Raw genomic sequence first — 18,107 nt, 5'->3', positions numbered from 1 at the left:
ACCACCTCATTCTAAGGTAGCGGCAACCTCATCAGAGATCTCACCGTTATGGTAGACTTCCTGAACATCATCACAGTCTTCCAGCATATCAATCAGACGCAGCAGTTTCGGCGCGGTTTCCTCATCCATATCCGCTTTGGTTGACGGGATCATGGACACTTCGGCGCTGTCCGCTTTCAGACCCGCCGCTTCCAGCGCGTCACGCACTTTGCCCATCACTTCCCAGGCAGTGTAAACATCAATCGCGCCATCATCATAGGTCACAACATCTTCCGCGCCAGCTTCCAGAGCGGCTTCCATGATGGTGTCTTCATCACCTTTCTCAAAGGAGATGACCCCTTTCTTACTGAACAGGTACGCCACTGAGCCGTCCGTACCCAGATTACCGCCGCACTTGCTGAAAGCATGACGCACTTCCGCTACGGTACGGTTACGATTGTCACTCAGACACTCAATCATAATGGCCGTGCCGCCAGGACCGTAACCTTCATAGATGATGGTTTCCATGTTCGCATCATCATCGCCGCCGACGCCGCGAGCGATGGCGCGGTTCAGAGTGTCGCGGGTCATGTTGTTGGCCAGAGCTTTATCCACGGCCGCGCGCAGACGCGGGTTGGCATCCGGATCGCCGCCGCCCAATTTAGCTGCCGTTACCAGTTCACGAATAATTTTAGTGAAGATTTTACCGCGCTTGGCATCCTGCGCAGCTTTACGATGTCTGGTGTTGGCCCATTTACTATGACCTGCCATAAATATTTCCTCAAAAAAAGCGCGCCTTTTCAGGCGACGTTAATGACAAACTCTTCAATCGCTTGCCGATTACTCCAGGACTTGGTAAGCGCCGCCGCGTCAGGCGCATCAAGCCACTGGTACGTCAGATGTTCTGTGAATATCACCTGACGCTCATGCGGTAGGGCAAGGCAGAACCAGGATTCTGTATTGTGCATGACGCCCGGCGCATAGCGATGACGTAAATGTGAAAAAATCTCAAACTCCACCGTACGTTGGCAGTCGATTAAGGTCAGTTGCTCTGCCGCAACATCAATCGTGACCTCCTCTTTGACTTCACGCACGGCGGCCTGCAACGCGGTCTCCCCTTCTTCCACACTGCCCGTCACCGACTGCCAGAAATCCGGGTCGTCGCGTCGCTGCAACATCAGCACCCGTTTCGTATCTTGCGCGAAGATAATCACCAGGACCGAAACGGGGCGCTTGTACACTTTATCCTTCACGCGGCCTCGTTGTTGGCTGTTAGGTGAAGCCGCTCATTGATGAGACTCGCCCTTGTGGACCGCCGCGATATCGCGCGAATGATGTCGTGTACATTGTTCATATCAGTTATTCTCAGCTTTCTTCACAACCTGAATACCCAACTCCGTCAACGCCGCCTGGTTGGCGAAACTTGGCGCTTCGGTCATCAGACACGCGGCGGCGGTCGTTTTCGGGAAGGCGATAACATCACGAATATTGTCGGTGCCGGTCAACAGCATGGTCAGACGGTCCAGACCAAACGCCAGGCCCGCGTGCGGCGGCGTACCGTATTTTAACGCATCCAGCAGGAAGCCGAACTTCTCGCGCTGCTCCTGCTCATTGATACCGAGAATACCAAATACGGTTTGCTGCATTTCACCGTTGTGAATACGCACCGAACCGCCGCCCACTTCGTAGCCGTTAATCACCATATCGTAAGCGTTAGCGACGGCTTCTTCCGGCGCAGTTTTCAGTTCAGACGCCGTCATGTCGCGCGGGGCGGTGAACGGATGGTGCATCGCGGTCAAACCGCCTTCGCCGTCGTCTTCAAACATCGGGAAGTCAATCACCCACAGCGGCGCCCACTTGTCTTCGTCGGTCAGGCTCAGGTCTTTGCCCAGTTTCAGACGCAACGCGCCCAGCGCATCGGCAACCACTTTTTTGTTATCTGCGCCGAAGAAAACCATATCCCCGTCCTGCGCACCAGTACGTTCAAGGATAGCGTCTACGATGTCGGCGGTCAGGAACTTGGCCACCGGGCTGTTGATCCCGTCCAGACCTTTCGCGCGCTCGTTAACTTTGATATACGCCAGGCCTTTCGCGCCGTAGATCTTAACAAAGTTACCGTAATCGTCGATCTGCTTACGGCTAAGCTGTGCGCCGCCCGGCACACGCAGCGCAGCCACACGGCCTTTCGGATCGTTAGCCGGGCCCGCGAAGACCGCGAACTCTACCGATTTCAGCAGGTCAGCGACATCCACCAGCTCCATCGGGTTACGCAGGTCTGGTTTGTCAGAGCCGTAACGACGTTCCGCCTCTGCAAATGTCATGACCGGGAAATCCCCCAGATCCACGCCTTTCACTTCCAGCCACAAATGGCGCACCAACGCTTCCATCACTTCGCGCACCTGCGGCGCGGTCATGAAGGAGGTCTCGACGTCGATCTGAGTAAATTCAGGCTGGCGGTCAGCACGTAAGTCTTCATCACGGAAGCATTTGACTATCTGATAGTAACGGTCGAAACCGGACATCATCAGGAGCTGTTTAAACAGTTGCGGCGACTGCGGCAGCGCGTAGAATTTACCTTTATGAACGCGCGAAGGCACCAGATAGTCGCGCGCGCCTTCCGGCGTGGCTTTGGTCAGCATCGGCGTTTCAATATCAAGGAAACCGTGATCGTCCATAAAACGACGCACCAGGCTGGTAATTTTGGCGCGAGTTTTCAGGCGCTGCGCCATTTCCGGACGACGCAAATCCAGATAGCGGTACTTGAGACGCGCCTCTTCGGTATTAACGTGGTTAGCGTCAAGCGGCAGTGAGTCTGCGCGGTTGATGATAGTGAGAGAGGACGCCAGCACTTCAATTTCGCCGGTCGCCATATCCGCATTGACGTTTTTCGCGTCACGCGCACGCACGGTGCCCGTAACCTGAATGCAGAACTCATTACGCAGTTCAGAGGCCAGCTTTAACGCGTCCGCACGATCCGGATCGAAGAACACCTGCACAATACCTTCGCGGTCGCGCATATCGATAAAGATCAGGCTACCAAGATCACGACGACGGTTGACCCAACCACACAGAGTCACCTGCTGCCCCACGTGGGACAGACGTAGCTGTCCGCAATATTCTGTACGCATGAGATATCCCTTAACTTAGCCGCAGGCGGATTGTTGCCTGCCATGCAGGCGACGAAGTCGCAGCTTTAGCTGTATGTCACAACTGGATGAAAAAAGGCGGCTATTATACTGGAAATTCTGCCGCACGATAAGAGTCAATCCAGCATGGGAGCGATAACTTGCCCGTTTCATGCGGTATCGACGCCTGGTTCATACTGACTGTACCCGGGTTTTTCACGCGGGTATTGCGTATGCTCACAAAAATTAACAATATTTGTCGCCGCTTTCCTCTTTAATCGTGCTTAAGGTATAGCGAAATCCGCTATTTTTAGGAGAGTGATTATCATGCTGAAACTCAACGCGACCACAACCGCCCTGGTAGTTATTGATTTACAGGAAGGAATTCTTCCGTTTGCCGGCGGCCCGTACACGGCAAACGAGGTGGTCGCCCGCGCCGCGCGGCTGGCGGAAAAGTGTCGCGCCAACGGCTCGCCAGTGGTCATGGTACGCGTCGGATGGTCTGAGGATTATGCCGAGGCGTTAAAACAGCCGGTTGATGCTTCAACGCCTGCGCACGCGTTGCCGGAAAACTGGTGGACCTGGCCTACGGCATTGGGTAAAACTGACAGCGATCTGGAAGTGACTAAACGCCAGTGGGGCGCGTTTTACGGCACCGATCTGGAATTACAACTTCGCCGCCGGGGTATCGACACCATCATATTGTGCGGGATCTCAACCAATATCGGCGTCGAATCCACAGCGCGTAACGCCTGGGAGTTGGGATTTAACCTTATTATTGCCGAAGATGCCTGTAGCGCCGCCAGCAGTGAGCAGCATCAGAGCAGTATGACGCATATTTTCCCGCGTATTGGCCGGGTACGTAGCATAGAGGATATTTTAAACGCCTTATGATCTACATTGGCTTGCCGCAATGGTCGCACCCGAAATGGGCGCGGCTCGGCATCACCAGTCTGGAAGAGTATGCCCGCCACTTTAACTGCGTGGAGGGCAACACCACGCTTTACGCGCTGCCGAAAGCGGAAATTGTTGATCGCTGGTATGCGCAAACTACGGATGATTTTCGTTTTTGTTTCAAATTTCCCGCGACCATTTCTCACCAGGCCGCTCTGCGTCATTGCGACGATCTGGTGCAGGAATTTTTTACCCGTCTGGCACCGTTGGAAACGCGCATTGGCCAATACTGGCTTCAGTTGCCTGCCGTCTTTGGACCGCGAGATCTCCCCGCCTTATGGCAATTTCTTGATGCGCTCCCCGCCACGTTTACCTATGGCGTAGAAGTTCGTCATCCGTGTTTTTTTGACAAAGGTGAGGATGAACAGCGGTTCAATCGCGGGTTACACGAGCGCGGCGTAAACCGCGTGATCCTGGATAGTCGTCCGGTACATGCCGCCCATCCCCACAGCGAGGCCGTCCGCGACGCGCAGCGGAAAAAACCCAAAGTCCCGGTACATGCGGTCGTGACGGCCAGCCATCCGATGGTGCGTTTTATCGGTAGCGATAATATGGCGCAAAACCGTCAGTTTTTCGCCGCCTGGTTGCAGAAACTCCCGCAGTGGCGGCAGACCACCACGCCTTTTCTGTTTTTACATACTCCGGATATCGCGCAGGCGCCGGAACTGGTGAATACGCTTTGGCATGATTTACGCAGCGTCTTACCGGAAATCGGCACTGCTCCGTCCATTCCACAGCAATCTTCTCTTTTCTGAAAATGCCCCCTATCATAGGCAATGCCATCAGCCATTACTTACTCTAAATAATTCGAGTTGCAGGAAGATGGCAAGGGAGAGAATCCCCGGGAGCTTACATTCAATAAGTGACTGGAGTGAACGACAAATCTGCCGGGAGCAGATTTGAACGCGGCTTGCAGCGGCCCCGTATGGGGCGAGACCCAGAGATGAGTCAAGTATCTACAGCCAACGCACATGCAACTTGAAGTATGAAAAGTAAAGGGAGTTTGTATGGTAAGCGCGCTTTATGCCGTTTTGGGTGCGTTATTATTAATGAAGTTCTCTTTTGATGTCGTTCGCTTGCGAATGCAGTACCGTGTCGCCTATGGCGACGGCGGTTTTAGCGAGCTGCAAAGCGCTATCCGTATTCATGGTAATGCGGTGGAATATATTCCCGTCGCGCTGGTACTGCTGCTGTTTATGGAAATGAACGGCGCCGAAACGTGGATGGTGCATATCTGCGGCATCATTTTAATCGCCGGTCGGCTGATGCATTATTACGGCTTCCACCACCGCCTGTTCCGCTGGCGGCGGGCGGGGATGAGCGCGACCTGGTGTGCATTGTTGCTGATGGTGCTGGCAAACCTGTGGTATATGCCCTGGGAGTTGGTTTTCTCCCTGTATTAGCGCACAATACGCGCCTTTATTTTTCCCGGATGTATACGTTATGTCTCACCGCGACACGCTTTTTTCTGCGCCTATCGCCCGTCTCGGCGACTGGACTTTTGATGAACGAGTAGCCGAAGTTTTCCCCGACATGATTCAACGGTCGGTGCCCGGCTACTCTAACATCATCTCTATGATCGGTATGTTGGCTGAACGCTTTGTGCAGCCGAACACGCAGGTCTACGATCTGGGCTGCTCGCTGGGCGCCGCGACGCTGTCTGTTCGGCGCAATATCCGCCATGAGCATTGTCGGATTATCGCCGTCGATAACTCCCCGGCCATGATTGAACGCTGCCGCCGCCATATTGATGCGTATAAAGCGCCTACGCCGGTTGACGTAGTTGAAGGCGATATCCGCGATATCACTATTGAAAACGCCTCGCTGGTGGTGCTGAATTTTACCCTGCAATTCCTTGAACCTGCCGAACGCCAGGCATTGCTGGATAAGATTTACCAGGGGTTAAATCCCGGCGGCGCGCTGGTGCTGTCGGAAAAATTTAGCTTTGAAGACGCTAAAGTGGGCGAGCTGTTATTCAACATGCACCACGATTTTAAACGCGCGAATGGGTACAGCGAACTGGAGATCAGCCAGAAGCGCAGTATGCTGGAAAACGTGATGCTCACCGACTCGGTGGAAACGCATAAAGCGCGCCTGCGTAAGGCGGGTTTCGAACACAGCGAACTGTGGTTCCAGTGCTTTAATTTTGGGTCGCTTGTCGCGTTAAAAGCCGGAGTTGCCGCATGATCGAGTTTGGTAACTTTTATCAGCTCATTGCTAAAAATCATCTCTCCCACTGGCTGGAAACATTACCAGCGCAGATTGCCGCCTGGCAACGCGAGCAGCAGCATGGCTTGTTTAAACAGTGGTCGAACGCGGTAGAATTTTTACCGGAAATTACGCCCTGGCGGCTGGACTTACTGCACAGCGTCACGGCGGAAAGCGAAACGCCGCTCAGCGAAGGTCAGCTAAAGCGTATTGATACGTTGCTGCGTAATCTGATGCCGTGGCGTAAAGGCCCGTTCTCGCTTTATGGCGTCAATATTGATACCGAATGGCGTTCCGACTGGAAGTGGGATCGCGTACTGCCGCATTTGTCAGATTTAACCGGCCGGACGATCCTTGATGTCGGCTGCGGCAGCGGCTATCACCTGTGGCGGATGATTGGCGCAGGCGCACATCTGGCGGTCGGCATCGATCCTACGCAGCTTTTCCTCTGCCAGTTTGAGGCGGTGCGTAAACTGTTGGGTAACGATCAGCGCGCGCATCTGCTGCCGTTGGGCATTGAACAACTCCCGGCGCTGAGAGCATTTGATACCGTCTTCTCGATGGGGGTGCTTTATCACCGTCGCTCGCCGCTGGAGCATCTGTGGCAGTTAAAAGATCAGTTAGTCAACGAGGGTGAACTGGTACTGGAAACGCTGGTCGTCGACGGCGATGAAAATACCGTTCTGGTGCCCGGAGATCGCTATGCCCAGATGCGTAACGTCTATTTTATTCCTTCCGCGCCGGCATTAAAAAAATGGCTGGAAAAATGTGGCTTTATTGATGTGCGTATCGCTGACGTTTGCGTCACCACCACCGAAGAGCAGCGCCGCACCGAGTGGATGATAACCGAATCGCTGGCCGATTTTCTTGACCCGAACGATCACAGTAAAACGGTAGAAGGCTATCCCGCCCCATTACGTGCGGTATTGATTGCACGTAAACCCTAGTCATTTTTGACTGGTGGCACATTTTCTCCAAAATAGTTCGGTTTGCGACAAGGCGGCGACGCAGCAAATCCCCGGGAGCGTAGATCACTACGTGACCGGGGTGCGCGAGGACAAATTCGTCTGGAACGAATTTGAACGCTGTTCACAGCGCCCGCAAGGGCGAGGCCCAGGGATGGGCCGAGTTATTGCCAACGCAGTAGCAGACCGAAATATGCAGGAGAAGGATAAAAAAAGGCCCCTGTTGAAATTGCAGGGGCCTGGTACGAGCAAGCATCATATTGGGCGACATGATGCAACGGTAAAAATCATTTGGCCTGATGGCGAACCATGATTCCTTTCATTTCAGCGACCGCCGCCCCCTCTACCCTATAGCGGGAATACTCGTCCGCCTGAATATCGGCAGACATCGATAACCCCTGATTGCGATAGCGCATCGGCGAAGGCAGTAAGACTCCGGCGGAACTGTGTACTTCCCGTACTCCGGCATCGAGGAAATTCTGCAGGTTATTTGCACGAACCCCCGCACCAGCCATAATGATTGGAGCATCCCTCTGTGCAATAAGTTCCATAATTATTGATAAACCTTGCGCCGCATCGGATTTTTGCCCGGAGGTCAGCACTCTTGCTACGCCTGCGTCAGCCAGATTCTTTAGCGCATTGAAGGAATTAGCGCACATATCAAAGGCGCGGTGGAATGTCACCGCCAGCGGTCCGGCCGCCGCCATTATTTTTTCCATTCGCAACATATCGACATCCCCGTCAAGGGTTAACACGCCAGTAACCAGCCCGGGAAAACCCAACTCTCTGACGAGGCGAATATCTTCCAGCATGGCGGCAAATTCGCCGTCAGTGTAATAAAAATCCCCGCCGCGAGGACGAATAATCGGATGTACGGGAATCGTAATATGCTCGCGCACGCTGCGTAAGACGCCCAGCGAAGGCGTAAGCCCCCCTTCTTTCGGCGCAGCGCACAGTTCGATACGATCCGCGCCGTTTCGCTGCGCGGTGAGCGCGCATTCCATGCTGTAACAACAGATCTCAAGTAACGCCATATTCACTCCTGTCGGCAGGTTAATGGGCAGCCTGTTCACTGGCGACGATCGCTTCAATCGACCACGGATGAAATTTTACCGTGACGCGGCCATCGGTCACGGCCAGCGTAGGGTTTGGCAAACGTTCATGCTCGCCCTGCGGCGTACTGGTTTTAACCACGATCCCCGGCTGACTAAGTCCCTCATCCGACAACAACGCCAGGGCCCTCGCGTTCAAGGTCTCCGGCTCGCCGGGCAGCACGATTTCAATATGCTCCCACCCTTCGTGCGGATAGCGTTTTTCTCCCGGCCACGGTAATTCAATGACAGAAAACCGCCAGTGTTCCACACATACCGGTTCATGCAGTTTAAACAGACAAATCGGCCTGCCGTTGATGATATTTTCCGACAGTAACTCACCGCATTGTTCAAATCCGCGACGCCAACGCTCTGCCGTCGTATTCTGGTGACAGCGCAAGGAAATGTGATCGGCCTCAAGGGCGCTAATATCCAGACCAAGACGAGTGGAAAGTTCTCTGAACGCCAGAGTGAATCGCGGTAAATCTGCGGAAATATCATGCAGTTCGTCAATGTTTTGCCAGTTCGCCATATCAGGACGCTCTTCTTGCTGTGAAAACCGCTAATTTACGCTGTTGCGTCCCGTCAACCAACCTTTGATTTGATTGGGCGTTTATTGAATGCTTATGCAGATTATTGTTGCGTATATTTCAGGCGACGCGCCGCGCGCGCAATGCTGACGCCAACGGGCATTTGCAGTATACTCCCGCCCTAATTCTTAAACTGGCGCGGGCAATACAGCCCGCTTCATAAACGTAAGGTATTCCGGTGAATATTCAGGCTCTTCTCTCACAAAAAGTTAGTCAGGCCATGATTGCTGCAGGCGCGCCTGCAGATTGCGAGCCCCAGGTTCGTCAGTCAGCCAAAGTTCAGTTCGGCGACTATCAGGCCAACGGCATGATGGCAGTTGCGAAAAAACTGGGTATGGCCCCCCGACAACTTGCAGAGCAGGTGCTGACTCATCTGGATCTCAGCGGCATCGCCAGCAAGGTTGAAATCGCCGGCCCTGGCTTTATCAATATTTTCCTCGAGCCGGCTTTTCTCGCTGAACAGGTGCAACAAGCGCTGGCCTCCGATCGTCTGGGCGTTTCTCAGCCGACTCGTCAGACGATTGTCGTCGACTATTCTGCGCCCAACGTCGCGAAAGAGATGCACGTCGGTCATCTACGCTCTACGATTATCGGCGATGCGGCAGTGCGCACGCTGGAGTTTCTGGGCCATCATGTTATTCGCGCTAACCACGTCGGCGACTGGGGCACCCAGTTCGGTATGCTTATCGCCTGGCTGGAAAAACAGCAGCAGGAAAACGCGGGCGACATGGCGCTGGCGGATCTCGAAGGATTTTACCGCGATGCGAAAAAGCATTATGACGAAGATGAAGCGTTTGCCGAGCGCGCGCGTAACTACGTCGTAAAATTGCAGAGCGGTGATGCCTATTTCCGTGAGATGTGGCGTAAGCTGGTTGATATCACGATGACGCAAAACCAGATCACCTATGATCGCCTGAACGTCACCCTGACGCGTGACGATGTGATGGGCGAAAGTCTGTATAATCCAATGCTGCCGGGCATTGTCGCCGATCTGAAAGCCAAAGGTCTGGCGGTTGAAAGCGAAGGCGCAACGGTGGTTTTCCTTGATGAGTTTAAAAACAAGGAAGGCGACCCAATGGGCGTCATCATTCAGAAGAAAGATGGCGGTTATCTGTATACCACTACCGATATCGCCTGCGCCAAATACCGTTACGAAACGCTGCACGCCGACCGCGTGCTCTACTACATTGACTCCCGTCAGCACCAGCACCTGATGCAAGCCTGGACCATTGTGCGCAAAGCCGGTTATGTACCAGATTCCGTTCCGCTGGAACACCACATGTTCGGCATGATGCTGGGTAAAGACGGCAAACCGTTTAAAACTCGCGCGGGCGGTACGGTGAAACTGGCGGATCTGCTGGATGAGGCGCTGGAGCGCGCGCGTCGTCTGGTGGCGGAGAAGAACCCGGATATGCCGGCTGACGAGCTGGAAAAACTGGCTAACGCAGTCGGTATTGGCGCGGTGAAATACGCCGATCTGTCGAAAAACCGCACCACTGACTATATCTTCGACTGGGATAATATGTTGGCTTTCGAAGGCAATACCGCACCTTATATGCAGTATGCCTATACGCGTGTGCTGTCTGTTTTCCGTAAAGCGGACATCGACGAGCAGGCGCTGGCGAGCGCGCCGGTTATCATCAGCGAAGATCGCGAAGCGCAACTGGCTGCCCGTCTGCTGCAGTTTGAAGAGACCCTGACGGTGGTCGCGCGTGAAGGTACGCCGCACGTCATGTGCGCTTATCTGTATGACGTCGCCGGGCTGTTCTCCGGCTTCTACGAGCACTGCCCCATTCTCAGCGCAGAGAATGACGCGGTTCGCAATAGCCGTCTGAAGCTAGCGCAACTGACGGCGAAGACCCTGAAACTGGGTCTGGATACGTTAGGTATCGAAACCGTAGAACGCATGTAAACGCGCCGTCGTTAACATCATCAGGCCTGGCTCCGGGTAGCGGACTCAGGCCTTTTTATTGCCACTGCGGTATATCTGTAACAAATCACAAGGAATGACACATTTCTATAGAGAGATGGAACATCTTTTACCTGTGCTGGCGCTGACCGCCCCGTATCATTAGGCGGCGGATTGTTCAGGTACAGGTAATGACTTTTAAAGACTTTGATGCGGAAGAGAAACTCTTCCTGAGACGTGTAATCGTGGCGTTTGGCGTAGTGGTTGTCTGCTTTGGTATCCTGATCTTCAATCTCTATAACTTGCAAATCCGCCAGCACCACTACTACACCACCCGTTCGAATGAGAACGATATCAAGATGCTGCCCGTCGCGCCAACGCGCGGCATCATTTACGATCGTAACGGTATTCCGCTGGTACGTAACGTGACCTGGTATGATATCGCGGTTACGCCCTATAAAATTGCCGATATGGATGCGCTGCTAAAACAGCTCACCCCTATTGTTGATCTCTCTCCCGATGATATCGCCGACTTCCGCCATGCGCTAAAATCAAGTAGCCGCTACCGTCCGGTAGTGCTCAAAAACGCGCTAACGGATGTTGAAATCGCACGCTTTGCGGTCAATCAGTTCCATTTCAACGGCGTCACGATCAATAGCTATCAGGATCGGCAGTATCCTTACGGCGCCGAGCTGGCGCATGTTCTCGGTTACGTGTCAAAGATAAACGACAACGACCTTAAAGCGCTGGACCAAAAAGGGCTGGCGGAGAATTACGCGGCGGACCATAACATCGGTAAGCAGGGAATTGAGCGTTACTACGAAAACGATCTTCACGGTAAAACTGGCTATCAGGAGGTCGAGGTTGATAATCACGGGCGTATTGTCCGCCTGCTGAAAGACGTTCCCCCCATCGCGGGTAAGAACATTCACCTGACGCTGGATCTCCATTTACAAGAGTACATTGAAAGTTTGCTGGCCGGGCAGCGTGCTGCCGTACTGGTTGAAGATCCGCACGATGGTTCAGTGCTGGCGATGGTATCTATGCCCAGCTACGACCCGAACCCCTTTGTAAAAGGTATTAGCTATCAGGATTACGGCAAACTGCTGCACGATAAAAATCTGCCGCTGATCAACCGCGTGACGCAAGGGCTTTATCCTCCGGCATCAACGGTTAAACCCTATATGGCGATGTCCGCGCTGTTAAGCGGGATTATTACGCCGCAAACCACCTTCTTTGGCGCGCCAACCTGGACGCTTCCCGGCACGCAGCGACATTACCGGGACTGGAAAAAAACCGGACACGGTATGCTGGATGTCACTAAAGCGATTGAGGAATCTGCGGATACCTTTTTCTATCAGGTCGCTTATATGATGGGTATTGACCGTATCGACACGATGTTGTCTCAGTTCGGCTATGGCAAACCGACGGGCATCGATCTTAATGAAGAGTATGACGGACTGCTTCCCAGCCGCGCATGGAAACAGCGGGTCCATAAAAAAGCCTGGTATCAGGGCGATACCATCTCTGTCGGCATCGGCCAGGGTTACTGGATTGCCACCCCCATCCAGATGGTAAAAGCGATGGTAGCGCTCATCAACAACGGCAAGGTGATCGCCCCTCACCTGTTACTCAATGAAGAGAGCGGCAAAACGGTGGTTCCGTATCGTCCTTCTGGTACATCGTCACAGATAGCCGATCCGGCTTCGCCATACTGGGGACTGGTGCGCCAGGCGATGTATGGCATGGCGAATGCACCCAACGGAACGGGCTATAAGTTCTTTCACACCGCGCCCTACGGCATTGCGGCGAAAAGCGGCACGTCGCAGGTGTTTAGCCTGAAAGAAAATCAGACCTACAACGCGAAAATGATCCCCATTCGCCTTCGCGATCATGTGTTTTATACTGCTTTTGCGCCATATAAAAACCCTAAGGTCGCTATTGCCTTGATTCTGGAAAACGGCGGAAGCGACGGTGTTACCGCCGCGCCCGTCATGCGAAAAATCCTTGACCATCTGTTTGATCCGCAGGCTAATACCACGCAGCCGGGCCAGGCTCCATAAATCAAATAAGCGAAGCGCCATCAGACAAGGATACGGCCGGAATATGCGTATAAATCAGAAATAGTTACGCAGGTATTCCGTCAAACACAGCATGGCCATCGCCTGCCCGTAAGGCATAGAGGTCAACGGAATATGGCGGTAAAAATCGAGATCGTGACCCATGCCAGTGCCAAATGAAGTTTGTCGCAGTTCGCCTTCCGGCGAGATATGTTTCACTATCCCCCGAATGGCTTTTTCCGCCACCAGCGCATAGTGCCGCTCGACATAGCGTTTGCGCACCGCTTTAAGAATACCGTAGGCAAAACCCGCCGTCGCCGACGCCTCAAGATAAGAGTGCGGATCGTCAAGCAGCGTATGCCACAAACCGCTTTCATCCTGACATTTCGCCAGCGCGGCGATCTGCGCATTCAGTACCTGGACCAGATAACGGCGCACGGCATTATTTTCCGGCAAATTCAGCAGTTCAAGAAAATCCGGGATCACAATGGTCAGCCAACTGTTGCCACGCGCCCAGCGAGCGTTAGCGAAGTTATGATGACCGTCATAGCTCCAGCCGTGGAACCACAACCCCGTCTCTTTATCCATCAAATTCTGCACATGTAGCAGGAACTGATAGGTTGCCTCTTCCATGTATTCCGGTCGGTTCAACAGTTTACCGATTTTCGCCAGCGGCAGCACCGTCATCATTAGCGTGTCGTCCCACATCTGCTGATGATTTTCCTCCGCCAGCGTGGTGTGCTGCATCCCGCCGTGATCGGTACGGGGCATTTCATTCATCGCCCATTCGGCCCACGTTTCCAGCCACGGTAAATACGCTGGATTACGCGTCTCTTCATAGCGATACGCCAGCGTTAAAAACGGCGCCATCGTATTAACGTTTTTCGTCGTCGCGCCTTCCGCAAAACGATCGGCAAACCAGTCATCAATGATCTTACGCATCGTCTGGTCGCCGGTCTGTTGATAATAGTGATACATTCCGTACAGACCCACACCGTGCGTCCACTCCCATCCTGCCCAACCTTTAGTATCGATCACGCGTCCATCGTCCAGTCGCAATAAAAATTCGCCCGTCTCATCTTTAATATTGACCAGGTTATGCGTCACCTTTTGAATCAAGGCTTTTAGTTCATCTCTGGCGATAAAATGCTCAGGCTGACGCAATAACGGACTGTGTTTGACTGGATAAACCATCATTTACTTACCCTCTGTTTAATGTCGAATTCAGCGCTGCGTGCAGTTTTATCGCCGACGCAGTCGATTCGCCACAGTAAAAGCTAAGCTGGGCGGAAACCTTTTTGTTTCTGCCATTGCCAGGGCATAAATGGCAAAAACACAAAGAGTCCGGCAACCTACGTCACCAATTTATAAAACAGCGTTTCTGTTTATAAAAAAAGGAGAGTCAAACATGCGAAACAGGCAGCAGTATTCCTGCTGCCTGGTGAAAAGATGGGCGGTTAGCGGTAGTTAACAATCACCTGATTGCTCCGCACTTTTAACGCGGGGATGAGTCGGCCGCCGCCGGGGACTTCCCAGACAAAGCGGAGCGGTTCGACTGCGGGAACATGAGCAAAACCGTGGGTCGTGCCACTCTGACCATCAAGTTCTACGCAACGGGACTGGGAACATAAACGTACCCGTAATCCCGCGGGTGTCGGGCCATTCAGTTCATAACGCCAGACGACCAGCGTCATCAAACCGGAAACCGGCTGACGCGCCGACAGCGGCGAAGACGATACGGAAACGCCCCGGTAATTTAAGGTTACGCCCATACCGCTATCCTGCCACGCGCCTTCGCCTGCGGCCTGAACCGTCAGGGGAAAGAGCAGCAACGCCAGCCACTTACGCATTATTTTCCTCCAATGGTCGCTGTCATGCGGATATGACGGTTATCGGAAAGCTCAAGGTTCGATAACACCACCAACTGCGGTAAACTGCGTCGCAAAAAGCGGGACAATAATGGACGTAGCGCATGGTTAACCAGCAATACTGGCGGCGCGCCAAGCATCTCCTGGCGAGAAAGCGCCTCTTGCGTCTGCGCCAGCAGGCGATCCGCCAAACCCGGTTCAAGACCGCCGCCGCCCTGCAATGCCTGAAGCAGCAAACGTTCCAGCGCGGTATCCAGGCCAATCACCTGCACTTCTTCATTACCGGGGAACCACTGTTGCGTAATAGCCCGTCCTAATGCCACGCGTACCACGGCGGTTAATTCATGCGGATCGCTTTGTAACGGCGCATGTTCCGCCAACGTTTCAAGAATGGTTCGCATATCGCGAATCGGGACTTTTTCCGCCAGTAAGTTTTGCAGGACTTTGTGTAAGGTCGTAAGGGTCACGACGCCGGGGACCAGATCTTCTGTGAGTTTAGGCATCTCCTGAGAGACACGATCCAACAGTTGCTGCGCTTCCTGGCGGCCAAACAGTTCGGCGGAGAATTGGCCAATCAAGTGGTTAAGGTGCGTCGCCACAACAGTACTGGCTTCAACTACGGTAAAGCCCTGAATTTGCGCCTGCTCTTTCAGGGCGCTTTCAATCCAGATGGCATCAAGGCCAAAAGCTGGATCGACGGTTTTCTCGCCCGGTAGTGTTCCCGCCGCCGTGCCGGGGTTAATAGCCAACCAGCGTCCCGGATAAGCGTCCCCGCTGCCGATCTCTACCCCTTTCATCAAAATACGGTAACGCGCAGGCTGTAAATCCATATTGTCGCGAATATGGACAACCGGTGGCAGAAACCCCATATCCTGCGCGAATTTCTTACGAATGCTGCGAATACGTCCGAGTAATTCTCCATCCTGTTGAAAATCCACCATCGGAATCAGGCGGTAACCGACTTCCATTCCCAGTGAATCCTCAAGCTGTACGTCATTCCAGGTGGCTTCGACCACCGAGTTATTCTCCGGCATTTTTACCGGCTGCGGCTCCTCAGGCGCTTTTTCTTCGCGCCCGCGCAGCCACCATGCCAGGCCGAGCAAGGCGGCGGTAAAGAGTAAAAATACCAGGTTAGGCATTCCAGGCACCATGCCAAGCAGCCCCAGTACCGCCGCTGCAAGCAGCATTACTCTTGGGTTACTGAACAGTTGGCCGACCATCTGCTCGCCGACATCCTGATCGGTACTGACGCGGGTTACAATGACACCCGCCGCCGTGGAGATGACCAGCGCCGGGATCTGGGCGACCAGGCCGTCGCCAATGGTCAGCAGGGTATAGCTTTCCGCCGCGCTGCTCACGCTCATTCCATGCTGCAATACGCCGACCAGCAACCCGCCGACCACGTTAATCACCATGATGAGAATACCGGCGATGGCGTCGCCACGTACAAATTTACTCGCCCCGTCCATCGAGCCGTAGAAATCGGCTTCCTGAGTGACTTCCGAACGCCGCTTTTTGGCCTCGTCTTCACCAATCAGACCGGCATTAAGATCGGCATCAATCGCCATTTGCTTACCGGGCATACCGTCCAGTACAAAGCGCGCGCCGACTTCGGCAATACGTCCGGCGCCTTTGGTGATGACCATGAAGTTGATAATGACAAGAATGATAAAGACCACAATCCCGATCGCGAAATTACCGCCGACCAGGAAATGACCGAACGCCTCCACCACCTTTCCCGCCGCCGCCGCGCCGGTATGTCCCTCCATCAAAATAATACGCGTTGAGGCCACGTTAAGCGCCAGACGCAATAGCGTGGTAAACAGCAGGATGGTCGGAAACGCGGCAAAATCCAGAGTACGCTGGGTAAACATCGCCACCAGCAGCACCATGATCGATAGCGCAATATTAAAGGTAAACAGTAAGTCGAGGATAAAAGCAGGCAGCGGCAGCACCATCATCGACAAAATCAGCAGAATGAGGATCGGCCCGGCGAGAATTTGCCATTGCGTTGATTTCAGGTTGCTGGGCAGGCGCAGCATCGCGACCAGATTAGCCATCAGTAGTCTTCTCGTTCATAAAATCCAGCGCTTCTGGCACTGGAAGATTCTCAGGTTGTGGAGGACGTTGCCCGCCCGCAAGCCGCCAGCGTTTAAGCTGCCAGACCCAGGCCAACACTTCCGCAACGGCAGCATATAGCTGTCCGGGAATTTGCTGACCGATTTCGGCGTGGCGATATAATGCCCGCGCCAGCGGCGGCGCTTCTAAAGTGGGAACCCGGTGTTCAGCGCCTATTTCGCGAATGCGCAGCGCTATCAACCCGGCCCCCTTCGCGACCACTTTCGGCGCGCTCATTTTGTTTTCGTCATACTGCAGCGCCACGGAATAGTGCGTCGGGTTGGTGACAATGACGTCCGCTTTCGGCACATCGTTCATCATGCGGCGCTGTGCGGCGGCGCGCTGCATCTGGCGAATTTTGCCCTTAACGTGCGGATCGCCTTCGCTCTCTTTAAATTCGTCGCGAATATCTTTACGTGACATGCGCAATTTTTTCAGGTGGCTAAAGATCTGGAAAAAAACGTCAAATCCCACCATCGGGATCACGCCCAGTACCACCAGTAACGCGCAGAGTCCGACCAGATCCAGTGCATTCCCCATTGCGGTAATTGGCGACTCCGCCATCAGGCGCATCATTTGCGGCCAGTTATGCCAGAGATAAAATCCGGTAACGCAGCCTACCAGCGTGGATTTCAACACCGCTTTTAGCAGCTCCGCGCCGGTCTGCGCCGAGAACATACGCTTAATTCCCGGTAGTGGGTTTAATTTAGAAAATTTGGGCTGTAGTGACTTACCGCTAAAAATCAGACCGCCAAGCATAACCGGCGAGATAAGCGCCACCAGCACCACGCCCGCGATGAGCGGTAGCAGCGCCATCATCGCCGCTTTAATCAGCAAAATTATCTGTCCCAGGATCAGGTTAGGATCGTTCACCATACGGTGATCGAAGTGCAGGCCTGCTGAGAGCATTCCCGCCAGTTGCCGCGCCAACGACTCGCCGCCGAACCAGATAATGCAAACGCCCACCAGCAATATCAGCAGTGAGGTCAGTTCTCTGGATCGGGGGATCTGCCCTTCTTCCCGCGCTTTTTCAAGTCGGTGGGGTGTGGGGGCTTCTGTTTTGTCGTCGTCGCTCTCTTCTGCCACGCAGCAAACCCTGGATAAATTGATAAGCGAGAATGATGCCAGAACCGCTTTACGCCAATGGGCAGAGTAAGCGGTAAAAAAGGCGGGGTTTATGGCGTTAATATGGATAACCGGATACGATAAGAAGGTATCGTATCCGGCCTGGTTGACGGAT

The 18,107-nt window shown here is 53.8% G+C and carries 16 protein-coding genes; 7 read left to right on the top strand and 9 right to left on the bottom strand.

The window, feature by feature from the left end; all coding sequences use genetic code 11:
- Nucleotides 1–6 precede the first annotated feature (6 nt).
- The 3 genes from AC3G3F_RS03905 to aspS all read right to left on the bottom strand — a co-directional run bounded on the left by AC3G3F_RS03905 (nt 7) and on the right by aspS (nt 3,107).
- Nucleotides 7–750 (bottom strand): YebC/PmpR family DNA-binding transcriptional regulator, encoded by a 744-nt coding sequence (locus tag AC3G3F_RS03905; protein WP_488394476.1) that lies wholly within the window; start codon nt 748–750, stop codon nt 7–9.
- 29 nt (nt 751–779) lie between these two features.
- Nucleotides 780–1,232: a dihydroneopterin triphosphate diphosphatase gene (gene nudB, locus AC3G3F_RS03900; RefSeq protein ID WP_053508919.1), complete on the bottom strand. Its 453-nt coding sequence runs from the start codon at nt 1,230–1,232 to the stop codon at nt 780–782.
- A gap of 102 nt (nt 1,233–1,334) precedes the next feature.
- Entirely contained in the window at nt 1,335–3,107 is a 1,773-nt protein-coding gene (gene aspS, locus AC3G3F_RS03895; RefSeq protein ID WP_053508916.1) for an aspartate--tRNA ligase, read from the bottom strand.
- A gap of 324 nt (nt 3,108–3,431) precedes the next feature.
- Here aspS and AC3G3F_RS03890 point away from each other — a divergent pair, with 324 nt between their 5' ends.
- The 5 genes from AC3G3F_RS03890 to cmoB all read left to right on the top strand — a co-directional run bounded on the left by AC3G3F_RS03890 (nt 3,432) and on the right by cmoB (nt 7,213).
- A complete protein-coding gene (locus AC3G3F_RS03890; protein ID WP_488394474.1) occupies nt 3,432–3,998 on the top strand; it encodes a hydrolase in 567 nt (188 codons plus the stop codon).
- Nucleotides 3,995–4,813: a DUF72 domain-containing protein gene (locus tag AC3G3F_RS03885; protein ID WP_063390543.1), complete on the top strand. Its 819-nt coding sequence runs from the start codon at nt 3,995–3,997 to the stop codon at nt 4,811–4,813. The genes AC3G3F_RS03890 and AC3G3F_RS03885 overlap by 4 nt, the downstream gene beginning before the upstream one ends.
- A gap of 252 nt (nt 4,814–5,065) precedes the next feature.
- Nucleotides 5,066–5,461: an MAPEG family protein gene (locus tag AC3G3F_RS03880; RefSeq protein WP_023248804.1), complete on the top strand. Its 396-nt coding sequence runs from the start codon at nt 5,066–5,068 to the stop codon at nt 5,459–5,461.
- 40 nt (nt 5,462–5,501) lie between these two features.
- Complete coding sequence (gene cmoA, locus AC3G3F_RS03875) at nt 5,502–6,245, top strand: carboxy-S-adenosyl-L-methionine synthase CmoA (RefSeq protein WP_023248805.1); 744 nt, start codon at nt 5,502–5,504, stop codon at nt 6,243–6,245.
- Nucleotides 6,242–7,213, top strand: coding sequence for a tRNA 5-methoxyuridine(34)/uridine 5-oxyacetic acid(34) synthase CmoB (cmoB, locus tag AC3G3F_RS03870; protein ID WP_070802194.1), 972 nt, complete (start codon nt 6,242–6,244; stop codon nt 7,211–7,213). The genes cmoA and cmoB overlap by 4 nt, the downstream gene beginning before the upstream one ends.
- Nucleotides 7,214–7,518: 305 nt before the next feature.
- On the opposite strand, the gene cutC is transcribed toward cmoB, so the two are convergent.
- Both cutC and AC3G3F_RS03860 read right to left on the bottom strand, forming a co-directional pair.
- Entirely contained in the window at nt 7,519–8,265 is a 747-nt protein-coding gene (gene cutC / locus AC3G3F_RS03865) for a copper homeostasis protein CutC (protein WP_023248807.1), read from the bottom strand.
- A gap of 19 nt (nt 8,266–8,284) precedes the next feature.
- On the bottom strand, nt 8,285–8,854 hold the full coding sequence (locus AC3G3F_RS03860; protein WP_053508911.1) for a VOC family protein: 570 nt from the start codon (nt 8,852–8,854) through the stop codon (nt 8,285–8,287).
- Between the two features lie 236 nt (nt 8,855–9,090).
- On the opposite strand from AC3G3F_RS03860, the gene argS reads away from it, so the two are divergent.
- On the top strand, nt 9,091–10,824 hold the full coding sequence (argS, locus tag AC3G3F_RS03855) for an arginine--tRNA ligase (protein ID WP_114048886.1): 1,734 nt from the start codon (nt 9,091–9,093) through the stop codon (nt 10,822–10,824).
- 188 nt (nt 10,825–11,012) lie between these two features.
- The gene (mrdA, locus tag AC3G3F_RS03850; RefSeq protein ID WP_053528943.1) at nt 11,013–12,884 is read left to right on the top strand and encodes a penicillin-binding protein 2; all 1,872 of its coding nucleotides are present in this window, start codon (nt 11,013–11,015) and stop codon (nt 12,882–12,884) included.
- Nucleotides 12,885–12,938: 54 nt separating this feature from the next.
- Here mrdA and bglB read toward each other — a convergent pair whose 3' ends face one another.
- The 4 genes from bglB to flhB form a co-directional block, all read right to left on the bottom strand.
- On the bottom strand, nt 12,939–14,078 hold the full coding sequence (bglB, locus tag AC3G3F_RS03845; RefSeq protein ID WP_488394470.1) for a beta-galactosidase BglB: 1,140 nt from the start codon (nt 14,076–14,078) through the stop codon (nt 12,939–12,941).
- A 260-nt stretch (nt 14,079–14,338) separates the two neighbouring features.
- Nucleotides 14,339–14,731 (bottom strand): flagellar protein FlhE, encoded by a 393-nt coding sequence (gene flhE, locus AC3G3F_RS03840; RefSeq protein WP_023248811.1) that lies wholly within the window; start codon nt 14,729–14,731, stop codon nt 14,339–14,341.
- Entirely contained in the window at nt 14,731–16,809 is a 2,079-nt protein-coding gene (gene flhA, locus AC3G3F_RS03835) for a flagellar biosynthesis protein FlhA (protein ID WP_023248812.1), read from the bottom strand. Before flhA ends, flhE begins: the two co-directional genes overlap by 1 nt.
- Complete coding sequence (gene flhB, locus AC3G3F_RS03830; RefSeq protein ID WP_053528942.1) at nt 16,802–17,953, bottom strand: flagellar biosynthesis protein FlhB; 1,152 nt, start codon at nt 17,951–17,953, stop codon at nt 16,802–16,804. The genes flhA and flhB overlap by 8 nt, the downstream gene beginning before the upstream one ends.
- Nucleotides 17,954–18,107: the final 154 nt, after the last annotated feature.

This window comes from Salmonella sp. FC25216 (assembly GCF_057751355.1).
This window is presented reverse-complemented; position numbering and strand designations above follow the sequence as displayed.